General features: G+C 30.0%; 15 protein-coding genes. 2 read left to right on the top strand and 13 right to left on the bottom strand.

Translation table 11 applies throughout. From position 1 onward, the window contains the following. Positions 1 to 31: 31 nt before the first annotated feature. The 3 genes from purF to BQ9840_RS11680 all read right to left on the bottom strand — a co-directional run bounded on the left by purF (position 32) and on the right by BQ9840_RS11680 (position 5,775). On the bottom strand, positions 32 to 1,381 hold the full coding sequence (gene purF, locus BQ9840_RS11690) for an amidophosphoribosyltransferase (RefSeq protein ID WP_077369941.1): 1,350 nt from the start codon (positions 1,379 to 1,381) through the stop codon (positions 32 to 34). Positions 1,382 to 1,385: 4 nt separating this feature from the next. Continuing rightward, positions 1,386 to 1,865, bottom strand: a complete 480-nt coding sequence (gene purE / locus BQ9840_RS11685; RefSeq protein ID WP_077369940.1) for a 5-(carboxyamino)imidazole ribonucleotide mutase — start codon at positions 1,863 to 1,865, stop codon at positions 1,386 to 1,388. 148 nt (positions 1,866 to 2,013) lie between these two features. Continuing rightward, complete coding sequence (locus BQ9840_RS11680; protein WP_077369939.1) at positions 2,014 to 5,775, bottom strand: phosphoribosylformylglycinamidine synthase; 3,762 nt, start codon at positions 5,773 to 5,775, stop codon at positions 2,014 to 2,016. Between the two features lie 554 nt (positions 5,776 to 6,329). On the opposite strand from BQ9840_RS11680, the gene BQ9840_RS11675 reads away from it, so the two are divergent. Next, positions 6,330 to 6,866: an ECF transporter S component gene (locus tag BQ9840_RS11675; protein ID WP_077369938.1), complete on the top strand. Its 537-nt coding sequence runs from the start codon at positions 6,330 to 6,332 to the stop codon at positions 6,864 to 6,866. Positions 6,867 to 6,873: 7 nt separating this feature from the next. Continuing rightward, positions 6,874 to 7,491: a uridine kinase family protein gene (locus tag BQ9840_RS11670; RefSeq protein ID WP_200804931.1), complete on the top strand. Its 618-nt coding sequence runs from the start codon at positions 6,874 to 6,876 to the stop codon at positions 7,489 to 7,491. 63 nt (positions 7,492 to 7,554) lie between these two features. On the opposite strand, the gene BQ9840_RS11665 is transcribed toward BQ9840_RS11670, so the two are convergent. From BQ9840_RS11665 to BQ9840_RS11620, 10 genes are all read right to left on the bottom strand, one after another. Continuing rightward, positions 7,555 to 9,333: an ABC transporter ATP-binding protein gene (locus tag BQ9840_RS11665; RefSeq protein ID WP_077369936.1), complete on the bottom strand. Its 1,779-nt coding sequence runs from the start codon at positions 9,331 to 9,333 to the stop codon at positions 7,555 to 7,557. Next, on the bottom strand, positions 9,302 to 11,122 hold the full coding sequence (locus tag BQ9840_RS11660; RefSeq protein ID WP_077369935.1) for an ABC transporter ATP-binding protein: 1,821 nt from the start codon (positions 11,120 to 11,122) through the stop codon (positions 9,302 to 9,304). The genes BQ9840_RS11665 and BQ9840_RS11660 overlap by 32 nt, the downstream gene beginning before the upstream one ends. Before the next feature lie 3 nt (positions 11,123 to 11,125). Continuing rightward, positions 11,126 to 12,262: an ArsR/SmtB family transcription factor gene (locus BQ9840_RS11655; RefSeq protein WP_159436172.1), complete on the bottom strand. Its 1,137-nt coding sequence runs from the start codon at positions 12,260 to 12,262 to the stop codon at positions 11,126 to 11,128. 173 nt (positions 12,263 to 12,435) lie between these two features. Further along, positions 12,436 to 12,948, bottom strand: a complete 513-nt coding sequence (locus BQ9840_RS11650) for a GNAT family N-acetyltransferase (RefSeq protein WP_077369933.1) — start codon at positions 12,946 to 12,948, stop codon at positions 12,436 to 12,438. 81 nt (positions 12,949 to 13,029) lie between these two features. After that, on the bottom strand, positions 13,030 to 14,826 hold the full coding sequence (locus tag BQ9840_RS11645; protein WP_077369932.1) for a MutS-related protein: 1,797 nt from the start codon (positions 14,824 to 14,826) through the stop codon (positions 13,030 to 13,032). Between the two features lie 254 nt (positions 14,827 to 15,080). Continuing rightward, positions 15,081 to 16,400 carry an RNA-guided endonuclease InsQ/TnpB family protein gene (locus BQ9840_RS11640; protein ID WP_200804872.1) on the bottom strand — a complete coding sequence of 440 codons (1,320 nt, stop codon included), beginning with the start codon at positions 16,398 to 16,400 and terminating at the stop codon, positions 15,081 to 15,083. 13 nt (positions 16,401 to 16,413) lie between these two features. Beyond that, complete coding sequence (locus tag BQ9840_RS11635; RefSeq protein WP_077370162.1) at positions 16,414 to 17,019, bottom strand: IS607 family transposase; 606 nt, start codon at positions 17,017 to 17,019, stop codon at positions 16,414 to 16,416. A 106-nt stretch (positions 17,020 to 17,125) separates the two neighbouring features. Further along, complete coding sequence (locus BQ9840_RS11630; RefSeq protein ID WP_077369931.1) at positions 17,126 to 18,466, bottom strand: DUF4179 domain-containing protein; 1,341 nt, start codon at positions 18,464 to 18,466, stop codon at positions 17,126 to 17,128. Next, entirely contained in the window at positions 18,467 to 19,003 is a 537-nt protein-coding gene (locus BQ9840_RS11625; protein WP_077369930.1) for an RNA polymerase sigma factor, read from the bottom strand. A gap of 371 nt (positions 19,004 to 19,374) precedes the next feature. After that, positions 19,375 to 20,316 carry a linear amide C-N hydrolase gene (locus BQ9840_RS11620; RefSeq protein ID WP_234978654.1) on the bottom strand — a complete coding sequence of 314 codons (942 nt, stop codon included), beginning with the start codon at positions 20,314 to 20,316 and terminating at the stop codon, positions 19,375 to 19,377. Between the last annotated feature and the right edge of the window lie 137 nt (positions 20,317 to 20,453).

Here is a 20,453-nt window from a genome sequence, read left to right as displayed (position 1 = left end):
GAGTCAGTGAGTCAGGGGACTGTCACCTGACTCAGTCAATATTTAATTCTGTAGGATATTTTTTATCAAAACATCCTGTGCAAAATACATTTTCTCCACCTGCTCCTTTTATTAGTCCTTCAAGAGAAATATAGCAAAGTGAATCTGCTCCAATATACTCTCTTACTTCTTCTATTGTTTTTTCTGAGGCAATTAAGTTCTGTTTCTTTGGTGTATCCATTCCCAAATTACAAGTATGAAGTACTGCTGGTGAACAAATTCTTACATGAACTTCCTTAGCTCCAGCATTCTTTAGCATTCTCACGATTCTAGACATGGTAGTTCCTCTAACTATAGAATCATCTACTAATACTAATCTTTTACCCTCTACATTTTCTCTCAATACATTAAGTTTTATTTTAACTCCTTGTTCCCTCATTTCCTGAGTGGATTCAATAAAAGTTCTACCAATGTATTTGTTCTTGATTAATCCTTCATCATAAGGTATCCCCGAGGCTTCTGCATATCCTATAGCAGCTACTGTACCAGAATCAGGTGCAGAAATAACTATATCTGCTTCTGCAGGACATTCACGAGCTAATATTTTCCCTGCCTCTCTCCTTGAAAGATAAACACTCATTCCGTCAATCTTACTATCTGGTCTTGCAAAATATATGAATTCAAACAAGCAAAGCTTTCTATTATATTTGTTTTTACTTTTGATACTCTTTATATTATTGTCTTTAATAACTACCATTTCACCAGGTTCTACATCTCTAACAAATTCTGCTCCTATAGTATCAAAAGCACAACTTTCTGAAGACAGTATATAGTCTTCACCTAACTTTCCAATACAAAGTGGTCTAATCCCATGAGGATCTCTTACACCAATAAGTCTATCTACAGTCATTAAAACCAATGCATAAGAACCTTTTATTATCCTAAGAGTATCTAAAATAGCTTCCTCTATATCGTCTTTATGAAATCTAGCTATTAGATTTGCTATTACTTCTGAATCTATATTAGTTGAAAAAATAGTTCCTTCATCTTCTAACTTTTCTCTAAGTTCAGCTGAATTAATCAAATTCCCATTGTGAGCAAGGGCTAAGGCTCCTTTTTTATAGCCTACTACTAATGGTTGAGCATTTACACTGGAAATCTTATCTCCAGCTCCAAGTCTCACATGACCAATTCCAATATTACCTCTCAATCTATTTAGAACTTCTTCTGGAAAAACTTCATGAGTTAATCCCAATTCTTTATGATAATCAATAAAACCATTGTTGTTTACAGCTATTCCCGCACTTTCCTGTCCTCTATGTTGTAATGCATAAAGCCCATAATAAAGAATTTTTGAAATGTTTCTATTTTCTACATCGTATATTCCTATTATTCCACCCATTTTATCACCCTCTTAACTCTTCATCCATTTTTTCTACTGCCTTTGCCATTTCTTCTTTATAATCTTTTAGTTTTTCTCTTAATATTTCATATTTAACAGACAATATCTGCACTGCTAATATTCCTGCGTTTTCTCCACCGTTTATTGCCACAGTAGCTACAGGAACTCCGCTAGGCATCTGTACTACTGAAAGAAGGGAATCCATACCATCCATAGTGGATGATTTTACTGGAATACCTATTACAGGTAGTGTAGTCACCCCTGCTATAACTCCTGCTAAATGAGCAGCCTTTCCAGCAATAGCAATAATCACTTCTATACCTCTTTCTTCAGCACTACTAGCAAATTCTATAGCCTCATATGGAGTTCTATGGGCAGAAATAACTCTTACTTCATATTCCACTTGAAACTTTTCAAGCATCTTTATGGCTTTATCAGCAACATCCTTATCTGATATACTTCCCATAACAATAGCAACTTTCATGAATAACCCTCCTGTTGGCTTCGCCAAAATTTTAAATTTTAAATTGTGAATTATGGTGCAAATATAAATTATTCTAAAGAATAATTTATATTTGGGGGTTTAATTTAAAATTCACAATTCACAATTTTTCATATAATCTCCATGGAGATTATATGAAATATCTAATTCCAGCTTCAAATATCTTTTGATCTTTATTACCAGGTATGTTCTTTATGATATTATTGCCCATTCTCTCTGAATGACCCATCTTACCAAGTACTCTTCCATCAGGACTTGTAATGGCTTCTACAGCTTCTATAGATCCATTTGGATTGAAGTATCCATCATAAGAAGGCTTTCCATCAAAATCCACATATTGTGTAGCTACTTGACCATTAGCTATTAATCTATCCATTGTTTCTTTATTAGCAACGAATCTTCCTTCTCCATGAGAAATAGGTACAGTATGAATATCCCCTACCTTTACATTGTTAAACCAAGGTGAAAGATTTGAAACAACTTTTGTCTTAACTATAGTGGAAACATGGCAACCTATACGATTGAAAGTAAGAGTTGGTGAATCATCTTCCATATCTCTTATTTCTCCAAAAGGTACCAAACCTAGTTTAATAAGTGCTTGGAATCCGTTACATATTCCTAACATTAGTCCATCTCTATTTTTTAATAGTTCCATCACAGCTTCACTTATATATGGATTTTTGAAAACTGTAGCTATAAACTTACCAGAACCATCTGGTTCATCTCCACCGCTAAATCCACCTGGAATAGCTATTATTTGACTGTTATTAATATGTTTTACCATTTCCTTGATTGAGTATTCGATATCTTCACCAGCTAAATTTCTAAATACAAATGTATCTACTACTCCCCCAGCTCTTTCAAAAGCAATCTTAGTATCTAATTCACAGTTAGTGCCTGGAAATACTGGTATAAACACTCTTGGCTTAGCTATTTTTATCTTTGAAGTTCTTTTTACGCCCTTGCCATAACAAATTTCTATTGGTTTTCCATCTACATCTTCTTTTAAAGAAAATACATCCTTAAGTGGTTTTTCCCATTCTCCTACAAGTTCGTTTAATGATATCTTTTCACCATTTGCCTCTATATAATCTCCATCATTAGTTGAACCAAGTATTTCTATATCAATTCCTTCAAAAAGTTCTTTAACATCTTCATCACTACTAATTTCAAGTATTATAGAACCATATATTGGTGCAAATACTTTAGAATCAATTTCTTTTCCAAAAGTAAATCCTATTCTATTACCAAAGGACATTTCACTTATACTTCTTGCTATTCCGCCTTCTTTAACACTAGTTGCAGAAAGTATCCTACCATCTTCAATTAAATTAAATATTCTAGTATAATTCTTATCTAATTCTTCAAAATCTGGCATTCCATTTTCATCTATAGTAAGTGGAACTAAGACAACAGTATTTCTCTTTCCCTTAAACTCTGGAGACACTACCTTGCTTGCCTTACCTGTAGTTACTGCAAAGCTAATAAGTGTAGGTGGAACATTTAATTCATTAAAGGTACCTGACATACTGTCTTTACCGCCAATACTAGGGATATTTAAGCTCTTTTGAACTAAATATGCTCCCAATAATGCACTAAAAGGCTTACCCCATTTTTTTTCATCTTCACCTAACTTTTCAAAATACTCTTGGAATGTAAGTCTTACCTTTCTATAATCTCCACCAAAGGCAACTATCTTAGCCAATGATTCAATCACCGCATACATTCCACCATGGAATGGGCTCCATTTTGAAATCTTTGGATTAAATCCATATGTCATCATAGAACAAGTATCTGTTTCCCCTTCATATACAGGGATTTTCCCTATCATTCCATCAATAGGAGTTTGTTTGTATTTTCCACCAAATGGCATCAATACAGTTCCAGCACCTATAGTATTGTCAAACTTCTCCATCAATCCTCTTTGGCTACAAGTATTGATATCTGTCATATTTGAAATCCAAGCATCTTTTATATCCTTTGACTTTTCTAATTCTTTTGGAAGTAAATCAAAGTAGTTATTACCCTTTGGTTCTTCTACAAATACCCTAGTCTTTTTTCTAACTCCATTAGTATCTAAGAAATCCCTACTTATATTAACTATTTCATCTTCTCTCCAATTCATAACAAGTCTCTTTTCACTTGTTACATTTGCAACTATTGTTACTTCAACATTTTCCTCTTCACAGTATTTAACAAAAGTATCTACATCTTTACTATCAATAACTACTGCCATTCTCTCTTGAGATTCTGAAAGTGCTATCTCTGTTCCATCTAAGCCTTCATATTTCTTTGGAACCTTATCTAGTTCAATATTCAAACCATCTGCTAATTCACCTATTGCAACAGATACTCCTCCTGCTCCAAAGTCATTACATCTTTTGATCATTTTACTTACCTTTGGACTTCTAAATAGTCTTAAGATTTTTCTCTCAATAGGTGGATTTCCCTTTTGCACTTCTGAACCACAAGTAAGTAAAGAACTCTCATCATGCTCTTTTGATGAACCAACAGCTCCACCTAATCCATCTCTTCCTGTTCTACCACCAACTAATAGTACCAAATCTCCTGGTTGAGGAGTTTCTCTTATTACATTTTCCTTTAGGCCAGCACCTACAACTGCACCTACTTCCATTCTCTTAGCTATATATCCTTCATCATATATTTCTCTAACATAGCCTGTTGCCAATCCTATTTGATTTCCATAAGAACTGTATCCCTTCATTGCTCCTAACGTTATCTTTCTCTGAGGTAATTTCCCTTGAAGAGTCTCTTCAATACTTGTTCTTGGATCTCCACTACCTGTAACCCTCATAGCTTGATATACATAGCTTCTTCCTGAAAGAGGATCTCTTATAGCTCCACCAAGACAAGTAGCAGCTCCACCAAAAGGCTCTATCTCTGTTGGATGATTGTGAGTTTCATTTTTAAACATCAATAGCCATTTTTCAATCTTACCATTTACATCTACATCTATTTCAATGCTACAAGCATTTATTTCATCTGATTTTTCTAAGTCATCAAGAACACCTTTCTTTGACATTTCCTTTGCCATTATGGTACCCATATCCATTAAACAAACTGGCTTTTCCTTAGCTTCATGAACATATTCTCTAGACTCAAAATATTTCTTTAATGTCTCTTCAAAAATCTTTTTATATTGGCCTTCTTCAATTTCTATATTCTCAATACTTGTCATAAAAGTTGTATGTCTACAGTGATCAGACCAATAAGTGTCTATTACCTTTAGTTCTGTAATAGTAGGATCTCTTCTTTCTTCATTCTTGAAATATTCCTGACAAAATAATATATCTTCAAAATCCATGGCAAACCCGATCTCATTTCTAAAACTCTCTAATTCTTCTTTAGACATATCTATAAAACCATTGATTATTTCAACATTTGCTGGTTCTTCTAATTCTGTATAAAGAGTAATTTGATCAATTGCTACTTCTCTTGATTCTACTGGATTTATATAGTATTCCTTTATTCTCTTAATTTCTTCATCTGTAATATCTCCCTCTAGAATTACAATCTTAGAAGAATTAACATTGTATCCTTTTTTCCCTGTAAGTATTTCCAAACATTGAGTTGCTGAATCTGCCCTTTGATTATATTGGCCCGGAAGGAATTCTACACGAAAAGTATAATCACCATCGTTTACTGGAAATTGTTCGAAATATACATAATCTACATTTGGTTCTGAAAAAACAGTTACAACAGCTTTTTTAAATTCCTCATCTGATATATTGTCAATTTGATAATAATTAATAACTCTAACTCCAGTTAAGCCCATTATGTTAAGATTCTCTTTAAAGTCCTTTAGTAATTGAATAGCCTCTACATTGTAGCCCTCTTTCTTCTCAACGAACACCTTTTTTATACTAACCATAAAAGAAGCCCTCCTTAAATATAATTAGCCCAGGCGAGTAGGTATAAGCGAAACCTACCCGCCCGGGCTTTTATCCCATCGGTGTAATATTGGATTTCCAATATTTGTGCCGCTTGGACCAGACAAGATTATACTTCGGAACCCTAGGCACACTTTCACCCACAACTTCCCATCTCTATTATGAGAAATGTATGAGTATTTATGTATGTATCATCTATCTATATTCATAGTATCAGTATAGTTTATGTATGTCAATAGTATTTTTAAATATTATTTTATATAGTTTATTATATAGTGAACTATAAGTTTGAATATATAATATATGTTTAATATATAATAAACATAATAAAGCAAGTCATGGGATAGTCCCTCAAATATAAGGGATGGTTGTTTTTGTTTGAAATGATAAACATAAGCCACGCCTTGCGTTTCAACTATGTGAATGATATAATTTACAATGAAATTAGAAGAATCTAATTTTTAAATAAACCATGAAGGTTACTTGCTTTCTGAAGAATGCAGTTAATATAAATTTCATCTATGGAGGTAATTGAATGAAAAAATTAACTACAAAAAAACTAGTACTTTCAGGGTTATTTTTGGCTTTAGGCCTAATGTTACCATTTTTAACAGCACAAATACCAAGTATCTCAAACAAATTACTGCCAATGCACTTACCAGTTTTGCTTTGTGGATTTATAGTAGGATGGCCATATGGTTTAGCAGTAGGATTTATTACACCAATACTTAGAAGTGTGCTATTTACAATGCCACCAATGTTTCCAACTGCTACTGCAATGGCTTTTGAATTAGCAGCATATGGTTGTATAGCAGGACTAGTTTATAAAACTAGACTTAATAAAGATACAAAAGATATATATGTATCTCTAATCATAGCTATGCTTGGTGGTAGAGTGGTTTGGGGTATCGTAAGCTATATACTATATAGTTTTGTTGGTAATCCATTTACATGGAAATTCTTTGTAGGTGGAGCATTTATAAATGCAATCCCAGGTATCATTGTTCAATTAATACTTATTCCAATAATCGTTTCTGCTGTTGAAAAATCAAATGTTACAACAAATGCATAATTACAATATGAAAAGTTCAAACAATATACTGTTGAAACAGTATAAACTGCATCAGAAGATGCAGTTTCAAAACTTTGATATGTTAATTGATCTAATTGATACGCTTCTATTGAAAAATCAAAATGTAAATGTAGCTATTGATGGTAACAGCGGCTCTGGTAAAACAACATTGTCTAAAATATTAGAAAAAATCTATGATTGTAATGTATTTCATATGGATGATTTTTTCTTAAGAACTGAACAAAAAACAAAAGAAAGATTAGAAGAGGTCGGAGGAAATGTTGACTATAAAAGATTTAAAGAAGAAATTATAGATAATTTATATAGTAATCATAAATTTCAATATCAAATATATGACTGTAAACAAATGGAATTAACTGAATTTGTCACTGTAATACCTAAAAAATTAAATATTATAGAAGGGGTTTATAGTATGCACCCAACATTAATAGATAGCTATAATCTAAAAATCTTCCTAACTATTGATAAATATGAACAAGGTAAACGCATACTAAAAAGAAATGGTCCACTCATGTATGAGAGATTTATTAATGAGTGGATACCAATGGAAAATAAATATTTTAAACAAATGAAAATAAGAGAAAAAAGTGATATAGTTTTGTGAGAAGTGAGTCGGGGGACGGTCCCCTGACTCATACCCTACAATCATCAAACATCAGGGACAACTTTATGTTGTTTGATAATTCTTAGCTTGAGTTGTGAATAATGCACTATAAAGATTGTTTTGTTTCATCAAATTAGCATGACTATCAAATGCTTTTATCTCTCCATCTTGCAGTAGCAATATTTTGTCACAGAAAACTGAAGAACTCATTCTATGGGATATAAAAATAGCAGTTCGTCCTCTCACTAATCTATGGAAGTCCTCATATATTTCACTTTCTGCCAATGGATCTAGAGCTGCTGTAGGTTCATCTAATATTACAATCTCACCTTGCTTTATAACTGATCTTGCAATTGCAAGTTTTTGACGTTGACCTCCAGAAAAATCTGTGCCATCTTCATGTATATGTTTATCTAAATAGGTATCCAACCCTTTTGGCAATTCACAAATAGCATTATTAATATTGGTTTCCTCTAATACTTGCCAAATTTCATCATCAGTCACATTTGTTCTTCCTGCTACTATATTTTCTCTTATAGTAAATGGAAACAGCTTATAATCTTGGAAAACAACAGCAAGTATCTTCATATATTCATCATAATCATACTCTTCTATATTTCTTCCGTTATAAAGTATCTCACCTTCATCAGGTCGATAAAAACAGCATATAAGTTTTACAATAGTACTTTTTCCTGCATTATTAAGTCCCACAATAGATATCTTCTCGCCTTTATGAATACTAAAGCTAATGTGATTTAAAATCTTTTTTTCACTCTTTGGATAAGAAAAAGATACATTTTTAAATTCCAATGTTTCAAAACTTTCAGGTATAAGTCTACCTACATTTTCTTCACTTTCAGGCAAAGCCATAAATTGAGCAAAAGGCTCTAAATAGTTTAGAGATTCAATAAACCTAAAATAGCTTTCCACTGTAGACATAAAAGCCGTAGAAAATTGCTGACTTGCTCCTGTCAAAAGTGTAAATTCACCTAATGTGATTTGAGGTCCAAATTTCGTTGAAAGTACACGAATTACTCCATAAGTAAAAGTTACAAATTGTGTTAAATGATTGATTAAACTTTGAATTGAAAATATATTTGCAATTTTAATATAAAGTTTATCAGACCACCTCATAGATTCCATATTCAAATCTGCAATTTTTCCGACCATCATATCACTCATATTATAAATTCTAAAATCATTTTGCTGGCAACCATTTAAACATTGCCCAACATAATAATTATATTTACGATTTACAGGAATAACTAGTTGTGTTGACTTTTGAGTTTCAATAACTATACGATAACTAAATGCTAAACTAAGTGTTGATAATACAAAGATAATTAGCAAAAATAAATAGTTAAATTGAATGATAATTCCACTAATACCAATAAGAGTGAACACTGCAGCTAGAAAATTAATCATCGAATCCACAATAACAGCTAAAGCACCATAAGACTGGATAGCAAAAGTAGCTCTTTCCTTCAAATCCAATATATCTGGATCTTCCAAATAACTGTAATCAATTGCAGTTATTTTTTGAGCAAATCTTTTCATAGTCCTCTGATTTAGTATTTCTTTTTGATTGTTTTGCTTGATCACAATCCATTTATTTGCTTCTAAAAGTATATATTTTGATACCCCTATAACTAGTAGCATTTTCAAAAGATAGGAAATAGTCACCTTCTCCATAACTGCATCTATTAGCAATTTAGGAATCATTATGGTCAATAAGGTATTCAGTGTACTTGTAATAGCACCAATAAACAGCCATAAATACACAGAAGGCATGATTTCTCTTATAGTTCTGTTAAACACTTTCAATACTTGCCTGTTTTTCACTTTGCTTCACCTCCTGATAATACTTCCCTTGAGTTTTGAACATATGAGCATAGAATCCATCATGAGACAACAATTCATCATGAGTTCCTTCTTCTACCATTTTCCCACCATCTAATAGTAGTATTCGATCGCAAAAAAGAGTACTTGCTAATCTATGAGAAATAAACAAAGATGTTTTCCCCTGCATAATTTGGTCAAATTCACGATAAATCTTTTCTTCAGCAAGTGCATCTAACGCTGCTGTAGGTTCATCCATAATCATCATTTGTGTTCTTTTTCGATAAATTGCTCTTGCTATCATAAGTTTTTGATTTTCTCCACCTGATAAAACAGCACCGTCTTCATCTATAATCTTTAATAGCATTTGATCAATTCCCTTATCATACTGACTAATTTTATCCCAAAGTCCAACTTGTCTTAAAGCCATTTCTACCTTTTTTTCATCAATATCACTAGAACTAGCAGCTATATTTTCCTTAATCGTCACAGCCAAAGGTTCAATATCTTGAAAAACCACACCAAATAATTCATGTAAATCCTCAATACTAAACTGTGTATAATCTATATCATCAATAAGAATCCTGCCTGATGTAGGTCGATAAAGGCCCGTAAGCAATTTTACAATTGTAGTTTTACCAGCTCCATTAACACCTACTAAAGCAAGCTTTTCTGAAGGTTCAATTCTAAAAGATAAATCTTTGAAAACATATTTATTAGAATTTGGATATTTAAAAGAAACATGTTCAAACTCTACCGATATTGGTGTACTAGGTACATAGTTTTTATCTGATTCATCTGTAATGAGATTCATATCTAAAAAACCAATAGTGTCTTTACAATAGACAAATTCCCTATGAATATTTGCAAAATCTTGTGTAATTTCATTCATCATTAGTGAAAATAAACTGGTTGCAGTTAAATACATAACGAATTCAGAAATTTTAAATGTCATCATACCTTGAAAAGTTAATATATAATAGGCAAACAAATCAGCAAATACCAATCCCAAAATAGATAACAATGATAATCTTCTTTCAACTAAAAATAAATCCCCATAAATACCTTCTAATTTTTGAATTTCATTTTCATAGCTTTGTAAAAAACGATCTTGGAAATTATAAATTCTAATATCTTTTCCATAACTAAAATCTGTAGTTAGATGCCCATAACCATAATTTCTTCTTTCTGCTTGACTTAATTCTTCCTTTCTTAGGTAACGTGCAGCTGATACTTTCGTCAATACCCAAAATGTAAGTAATACAGATAAAGCTATAACTACTACAATCCAAATGTTAATTCGAGCTAAAATAATAGCAAGTAAAATTACTCCTAGTAATTTGGCTCCCAATAGATAAACTATATGATAAATACCTTCAATTCCATTATTATTACTTTGAACAGCTATTATGCAGGATTCCATTTCATCTGAAAACTCTGTATTTTCATAATATTTTAAGTCCATAGTCATTGTCTTATGCATTAATTCCTTTAAAAAATTAAGTCGAATATAGTTTATTTTATTATATGTTCGTTTTTCAGTCTGTGTTTTAATGGTTTCTAGTCCAAAGCCAACTAAGGATACAAAAGCGATAATTTTTATCACTTCTTGGATTTCCACATTACTTTTTAAAATTCCTCTTATAATCCATTCCATAGAAAAAACAGTTAACACAGGAATTAAACCACCAGCTATTCCATGTAAAATCATACTAAACCAAATCTTTTTAGTAACAGGTTCAAGCATTCGCTTGATGGTTTTTTTATTAGATGCAGGTTGAATATACTTCATTTTTTACACCCCTTTTGCCCATTGGTCAAATAACTCTGCCAACTTCTTAATTTTTTTATCATTTACATAATAATAAACTTTCCTTCCTTCAGTAGCCATATAAACTAGTTCTGCTTTAGTTAATTGTTCCATATGATGGGAAACTGTTGCAGGAGTTAGTCCTATGGTGTTTGCAATTTCTTTTAAATAATGTGGCTTTTGACTTAACAGTTTCATGATATTGAATCGGTTTTCTTCTCCCATAGATTTCATTTGTTCTATAAAAAGTTCCGTATCATGTTTTCCTTTATTAACTAATGCTTCAAGTTCCTCAAATAAAATACCCAAAATCATATTTGGTCTTATAGATTCATCCTTAATAATAGACATTCCAAAAGTACCTTTGTTGATAATTGAAAAGTACAAATGAATAGGTTCTTCACTTCGAAAACTCCATCGTTCAACATCTATAAAATTTACAATTGGAGTGTTTTTAGCATCACCTTTTCCTGAAGAAGTAAACAATTCAACTTTAGATTGAATATAATGCTCTACTTCGCCATAATATTTCAAATATATTTTTTCGATTTTTTTTATAAGCTCAACATAGGTATCAAATCTCTCATCTGCATGTTGAAACAAGTCCATCATCTTAATTTTTTCATCATTATCTAACTCAGAAGCCATAATTTTTTCTATATAATAATCTGCATCAAAAGCTCTATCCTTCATTTCTTTAAGAGCCTTTCTCGCCTCTCCTATCTCGTCTAAATCAGATTGTTCTGTTTCCGCATCTATGTTTTGAAGATGATAATGGCAAGCATTAAAAAATTCTTCTTTTGATAATTCAACCACTTTCTTTGCATTAGTAAATCGAGTCACCATTCCAAAAAAGCCCATATCATTTTGGTCTGATTGGATGCTGAATAAATCTCTCCATTCTGGATAATCTTTTAAAACCTCTAAAGATTCATCAAAAACCTTTATATAAAATTCAATTAAATCACTGTATTTTTCATTGATTTCATCTTCAGATAATATAAAACGATCCTTGTTTTCAATTATGTGTACAGGATCTCCCTTTTTGCGATTTAATATATCCTTTACAATAGCACTTGCTTCCCAATAGATATTTGGTTTATTTTCAATGATCAGCTTCACAATTTTACCCCTCTCACCTATACTTTTATTGCTTTTCTTCATTATATATCTAAATTAGATGATTGTCAAATATAGATTGATGTATATTTTTGAGATTATTATGAAAGCCCTATAAATCTTTATTAATATTTATAGGGCTTTCATAATAAAAAAAGAACGATACGAAATCGTCCTTATTGTTTATCAATTATCTTCTCAAAAGCTATTCTTTTATCATCATTTTCTAAATAAATAATACCGCAATATTGAAAACCAGCCTTCCTTAAAAAATTTTGCATAGATAAATTTTTCTCATGAGTATCTACTCTAATGCTATATATATTTTTACTAATACATAGTTCTTCTATTTTATTTAATATTATAGATGATAATCCTAATCCTTTATAATCAGAAGATATAGCTAATCTATGAATGGTCACATATTCCTTGTCACTTAACCATTCTCCATTATATATATTTTTATAAGTTATTTCTTCTCCAAAAATAGCAGCAACTGTTCCAACTATAGTATTGTCTTTTAATAATACATAACAATTATTATTTTTAATATCATTTTTTATTGTCTCATAGTTTGGATAATTGTCTTGCCATTGGTCTATACCTTGGTTTTTAAGATAGTTTTGTGCTTGCTTTATTATATCCATAATATTGTCTACATCAGATTCTACTGCTAATCGAAATTCCATATGATTTTCCTCCTGTAAAGGTGGCAAGGGGACATTTTGTTTGCCACCTAATTTTAACTTATCAAACAAAAATAACCGTCCCTACTGTTTGATTACTATTTTTATTCCCGCTAAATTCATTAGATTTTTTGCATTAGTTGATGTTGACTTTCCTGATTTTATCTTATAATCAAATTTAATAGTTTTGCCATCATATTTATCTTCAAAATAAAAGTTTCTTATTCTTTTCCTTGAATCTAAGGCACAAAGTTCTAAGTCATGAGTGGTTATCATTCCTATAATATTATCTTTGTTTAAATTTCCTATAACATTTTTAGCACCTAATATTCTATCTACTGAATTTGTACCAGTAAATATTTCATCTATTAAAAATATCATATTATCCTGAGTCTCTGCCCTATCTATAATCCTTTTAATACGAAGTATTTCTGCATAAAAAGTGGATATACCACCCTTTAAATCATCTACAACCCTCATAGAGGTAATTATATCTAATAAAGTAAGCTCCATAGACTTTGCACAAACTCCCGCTCCATTGTAGGCTAATACAAGGTTTATACCTATCGTCCTTAAAAAAGTAGTCTTTCCTGACATATTGGAACCAGTTATAATAAATATCTCATTGTCTAGTTTAATATCATTGTCTACCCTATCTTCCATATTTATTAATGGATGACCTATTTCTTCAGCTATTATTCTAGATTTTCCTTCTACTATCTTAGGAAATACTATATGAGAATTTATATTGTTTAAGACTGAAAAACTAATAAGGCTTTCTATTTCTCCTATGCCTTCAATCCAGCTTTTGACTTTTTCACCATATTTGTTTTTCCACTTTTCAAGTAAAAATATACACTGGTAATCCCAAAGGAACAATACATTTAGAATTAAGTTGGAAATTCCACCTGAACGAATATTAATTATCTGTGTAATCTTATCTAATTCTTTTATAGCTTCTATTGAAGACTGACCTTGAGAGAACATAGTTTCTTTAATCCTTTTTAATTCTTCACTAGAAAAATTCTCTTTTTCTAAAAGTTTTAATACTTCTAAATATGTTTCTAAATTATATTTTAAATAATGTACAGTTTCTAATATTTTACTATTTCTAAACATACTAAATAGCCATATTAAAACCTGAACTATTAATACACCTAGACCTATATAAATTATAAAAAAGCTTTTAGAAATAATGCCATATATATTTATACCTAAGACTAAAACAGGCATAAATCTAATTAAGTTTTTGATAAATTTACTTTTAAATAAATTTTCATCTGACTCTGCATATTTTATAAGAGTCTCTGGATCTTTTAAGTCTTTTTTGTTTTTATAAGTTATATACTCTATTTCCTGTACTAAGTCTAACTTTCCACTTAATTCTTTAATGGCCTCTTGTTTCAAATAAATCTTTTTCTTATCTTTATCTGGTTTTAAAAGATTATTGACAAATATTTTTCTTCCAATATGAGTATTTGTAATGTTTAATAGTTGAAAAATAGAGTTTTCTCCTACTATATCTAAGTCATTTGAATAGTCGTGACTCGTATCTATAAACTCTTTTCCTGTGTCTTCAAACTCTATCCAAGTTCCATCTATTCTAGATATATATCTCCCATTTATATCCTCTAAAATCTTAGCCCGTTCCCTTTCTACTCTTATCTTTTGATGATATACTACTAAAATTAAAAATAAAAACACTAGGATTATTTCCAAAGCTAAAAACATTGTCCCAAAATTATTATAAATCTTATACCCTAAGTAAATAATTAATACCATAACAAAAAATCTAATATTACTAATTATATTGTACTTTTTTTCTAAGGATTTATATAAATTATTGTATTCTTCTTTTTTATCTATAAATCTTTTTTGCATTTATATCATCTCCAATAAATGCATTATAACATATTTAAGTTCTATCTATTTTAGTAAAAACATTATTTTCTTCAAATAATATATAATATTTTCATATATTAAGGTAAATATGTTTCCAGATTGACCATCATTTGTCTTAGATTTACAAATTTACAAAACAATTTTATTATATAGCCGTTCTACAAAACCTACTCAAATATATCAAAATATATTTATACAAATAGATTTTGCTCAAGAAGTATCACCTTCTCGATTTAATTCATCCATATATTAGATTTCTCTAACGTATGTCCAGTAAATAGAATTTTACTTTTTTTAAAATTCCATTTAGCTGTATATGTTGAGTTGTATAAATCCCAATCAACATAGTCCGAACCAGACAATAATTTATCTTTTTTAGCTATATTAACACTACTGTTTATATCTCTTGATAATTTAGTTTTACATTTTTGACATGTAAATTCTCTTATCTGTGGATCTTTTTTTTCTTTATTTCCACATATACAACAATTTTTAGTTGTATCTTTTTCGTCTACTTTTGAATAGTGTTTACCGCTTCTTTCCATTACCCATTTTAGTATGTTTCTAAATTCTCCTATTATTTCTTGATTTAACATGCTTCTATGCATATTATCATAAGTTGCAGTATTAAGACTAGGAGTATAGTCTCCTATTGCTACATAGTCATAGTTTTTTGCTATCCAATTAGCAATGCTATAACAACTTGACTTTATTTGTTCTCGTCTCTTGTGGTAAGCATTGTCTAATGCATTGTTTAGCTTTGTCCATCTTTTGCTTGGTAGGTAATAGCTTCTCCCTGTTTCTGTTTCTATTAGTTTTGATTTTCTGCTGCATAAATCTCTCTTTGATTTTATTTCATCTATTACTTTGTCCCAATATTTTGTTTGTGGCAGTTTTTCAAATTCATAACTTACTCCAGTATTGTCTATGGCTACAAAGAAGTTTTTATGATTTTGGTCTATTGCTATCCATTTGTTTGTTTCTTTTTTGTCTATGTCTTTTCTTTCTATACAAAATATTGCATAGAATTTGTTGCCTTGTTGTTTGCATAATCTGAAGTTTTTTATTTTGTCTGTGTTTCTTAAATTTAAATTTTCTTTTAGTTTTCCTATTACTTTTATTCTTTTATTTTCTTTATTTATTCCTAAGGTTATTTGTAAATTTTTGTTTTCTATTAGTTTAAAGCCTTTGTTTGGTTCATCATAATATAGTGAAAACCAATGTTTTTTCCATGATTTGAATTTAGGATATCCTGTTTCATTGTTGAAAAATTTTTTGTATGTTTCTTTCAGTCTTATTGCTGTGTTTTTGAGTGGTGATGAATGTACTGTATTCAAAAAAATAAACTCTTGTTTTAGTATTGGAACTTGATTTCTTAAGTTCCTTCCTGTCAAGAGTTTTTTGTCATTATTATTTTCTTTATAATCTTTTATTGTCATTTCCAAAAGATAATTGTATAGCCAATTACATATTTTAGATTGTCCATCTAGAATTAATTCATCTTGTTTTGTAAAGATAACTTCTATTTTTCTATTGAATATCATTACATTCATTCACCGCCTTCGGCTATTTGAATAGTTCCTTGTTTTCTTGTTGAATTGTTTTTGCCTTATGACTTCTACTGCCATATAGTTTTGTTGAAAATACTGTTATTATTGATAAAACATCTTCTACTAGTTCTTCTTCATAAGTTTTATCTTCTGTATAATTTATTATTTCAATTTTAACACCATTAAAGTCACACATTTGTTCTATTATGTCGTATCCAAATCTTATTAATCTGTCTTTATAATTAATTACAATCCTGTCAATTTCTCTTTCGCATATTAATTTTATTAGTTCTTTTAACCCTTTTTTATTGTAATTTAAGCCACTTCCTATGTCTTTGATTATTTTAAATTGATATCCTCTTGCACTACAATAATCACTTACTGTTTTAATTTGCCTTTCTAAATCTTCTTTTTGATCTGATGAAGAAACTCTACAATATCCAATGGTTAGTTTTTTATTTTCTTTTTTGTTTTTTAAACTAATAAGTGTGCTTTTATCGTATCTTCTATGGCCTCCAGCTGTCCTTTCAGGCTTTATCTTCCCTTCATCTTCCCATCTTCTTAGAGTTGATTTTGCAACTCCTAAATATTCACTTGCTTCTTTTATAGTAAGTTTTATGATAATCACCCCTTACTATAAAGTATAGTATAAACTCATTTAATATGCAATATTTTTAAGTAATTTTAATTAGTTTTAAGTATACTGTTTTAATCCCCCTCATGCTTTTTTAATCAAATTTAATAAGTTTTCCATTTACACTTACTGATTCTACCATTTTACTATCTAACGGTCCATTTGAAAGGTATTTAAGACTTATTTTTTCATTTTGACTAAAAGAAGTAGATAATTCTATCTCTTGTTCCGTTCCATCAATCATATTAACTTGAACTTGCAGACTATTTTCCTCATCATATTCTCCCACACCTAATAAGGTAACCCCTATTTGAGAAACTTGAATACAATCTAGTTTCCAAGTTTCAAAATCCAAATTACATTCTGCTTCTTTTTCTGGATTTACAGACTGAAGTTTAAATTTAGTTTTCCAGTTACCTTTCGTATATCTTTCATTAGATACAAAATAGCCTTTAAGAAATACTTCCTTAGGATCTATTCCTTCTAAATCAAATACATATTCAATGTAATCTCCCCTATCCATAGTTTTTCCTAATTCATCTATTCCAAAATGAACAGTAGATGGGTGAATTTCTAATTGATTATTTTCTGCATCAGTAAAGTAAAAGTACCCATGATCATCAATACCATCCCCTACCCATTTGGTTTGAATATGAAGCTTATTATCAATATATCCTATATTAGAAATATGCATAAAGTCAATCTGAGGAAGTGAAATATTCATTTCATCTCCTTTTAAAACCTGTATTGTACCTTGTTCTTCCCATGAGTCAAACATTGTACCACTAGCACCAGATACATGCTCAATATTTAGTGGTATAGTTTGTGAACTAACATCTTCTATATCTGTTAAATTAATTCCTGTTTCTACTTCATCAAATACTAAAGAACCACTTAAAAAAGACTTAACAGTAAAACTTAATTTTTTACCATTAATTTTTTCTCCACCATTAGCTTGCAAACGTAATGTAGCTGTTTTAGTTTCTTCATCATAATCAATTATTTGAGAGTTAAAAAGTACCCCTTCAGATAGGGTATAATTATATAAATCAAGAGATTCATCGATTCTATCTCCTATTAAGTCCTGCATAGTTAAATAAATCACTGCCATTTCATCATCATTATATGCTGCAACGACTTCCATTTTGATTCCATTATCTTCACTTGTCATTTCAATTGGTTGGAGTATGGAAGCTATATCAGGACTCACTTTTGATATAATCTTATTAAAACTTGGAACAGTAGCAGCCAATGCTCCAACCGATACCATTAGACAAAGGCAAGTTACAATTGCTATCCTTAAAGGTTTTTTCTTATTTATAATACAACTTTTTTGCTTCAATTTTCTATTCACTTCCGTAGTAATATCATATTCAGGAGTTTTGATAGTACTTAGCTTAGCTTTAATTATTTGTTCATCACTATCATATTTCATTTAAGATTCCTCCAATCTTTTATAATAAGAATTCTCTTTTTCCAAAGCTTTCATAAGTTTATTTTTGACCCTTTCATATCGTTTTCTCAATGTAGCAGCAGGAACTCGATAAATCATTTCTAATTCCTTATAGCTTTTTTCATCAATAACTCTACTAAATATCAAGGCACGCTCTGGTCCTGTTAATTTTAAAAGTGCTTCTTTTAAATCCTCACTTATGAAATCAGTTGAAGTATCTTCTGTATTTTTATTTGATTCAGGTATGAAAAACAATAATTTTCTCTTTCTCAATATATCCATACAAGTATTATAGGCAATGCTATATAGCCACGTGGACAAAGAACGACCTTTTTTAAAACTATTTCTTTTATTATAGGCTTTTATAAAAGTCTCTTGCACCGCATCTTGTGCCTTGTGATAGTCACAGAGAATATTATGGCAATATCGTAACAATGGTTGTCCATACAACTCAATTGCACACTCAAGCTCATATTCTCCACCGGTAGAGAAAGATTCATCCAATATATTTGCTTCCATTCTTACACTCCCTTCTTTGAATTAAAAACTAGTCTTCACTTCTAATACGTAAACAAGTTTATTTTTGTGACATATAAAATACGAAAGCAATGCCATTTTAAATAAGCATTGCTTTTTCATTTGAATTATTATGTATGAAAATAAAGGATGTATATATATTATCTAATATTTATTTTCCATAATTTTTACTATGTACTTATTTCCCCAGTATTCTAGAGCTACTAAAGCTAAAAGTATTCCTATTGTAACCCAGCTTGCTTCATATATATTAAATATTTTATTGTAATGCCTTATTCCAAAGTGTCCCTACCACTTGTACCTAAAAATATTCAATTATTTTATTGGTTGTGTCTATCGTTGCATTTGTAATTTCATCTATTTAACTTTTCTACGACAAAATCTGTATCTAAGAAAAATGCTTGTCTTTTATCCTTTTCTTCTATGTCTTCAAATCCTAATTGATAAACTGTTGGATTAGTATTAGATTTTACGGTTAGTAGTTTGTGCTTTGAATCATAAGAACAAATATATCTAGTATAAGTATTGTGATTATACTTTTTGTTTCTAACAAATCCATTTGGCATAGTCATTGCAGCCATTATATTATAAGAATATGAAAGTGCTTCCTTATAACTATTAGGTTTAATATTCATTTTAGTTAGATAAAAGGCTTTAATAAACCTAGAAATAGGATCATAACCTCCTGGTAAATTTTTAGCAGAGTTAAAATCTTCAAGATTATCTAAATCTAAAAATTGATTCAGTCTTCTAACATGAGATTTAAAGCCCGGTGAATTGGTCATTACATCATATGGATTTTCAAAATATATCAATTCTCCTCTTTTTGGTTCAATAACAATACATCTTTTAGTTGAATCAGCAAACATAAAATGAAAATCTGGTGATATTACATTTTCTCCCCTATTATCTTTAGTAGAAATATGAATATTTGGTAAGTCTTCAATTAATTCTTCTACAGATTTGTAGTTTGTAAGTGCATAGGTGAAATAATCCAAACTAGAAATATTAAACTTTTCTGATTTTGTTTGATTAGAATAAAGATTAAACCCTGTAAAAATATTGGTGATTCCTATTAATCCATGTTCGTTTACACCATCTTTCAATATATCTTGATTGTCAAAGCATATCCCTAATGCCTTATATTTTGTATTCAATGGATTGCCCATTAAATCATTACAAAAATTATAATTTCTTGGTAAGTAGATTACATTGTAATTTAAAGGAACTTCATAATCCATTGTCCTTCCTATAACACAGCCATCTTCATAATTTATCTTTATACCTGTACACATATTATCACCCTTATATGAAATTTAAACGTAAAAATAACCCAATTGTTATGTGAACTACCACCGAGACAAGCAACAGTGACTTCGTAATAGGAATCCATTTTATCTGCTATTTTTTCATACTTCTTATTTTGCATATT

Source organism: Anaerosalibacter sp. Marseille-P3206, from assembly GCF_900155565.1.
Lineage (GTDB): Bacteria > Bacillota > Clostridia > Tissierellales > Sporanaerobacteraceae > FUHM01.
Note: the sequence above shows the minus strand (reverse complement) of the source record. Positions and strands in the feature narration are given on the sequence as shown.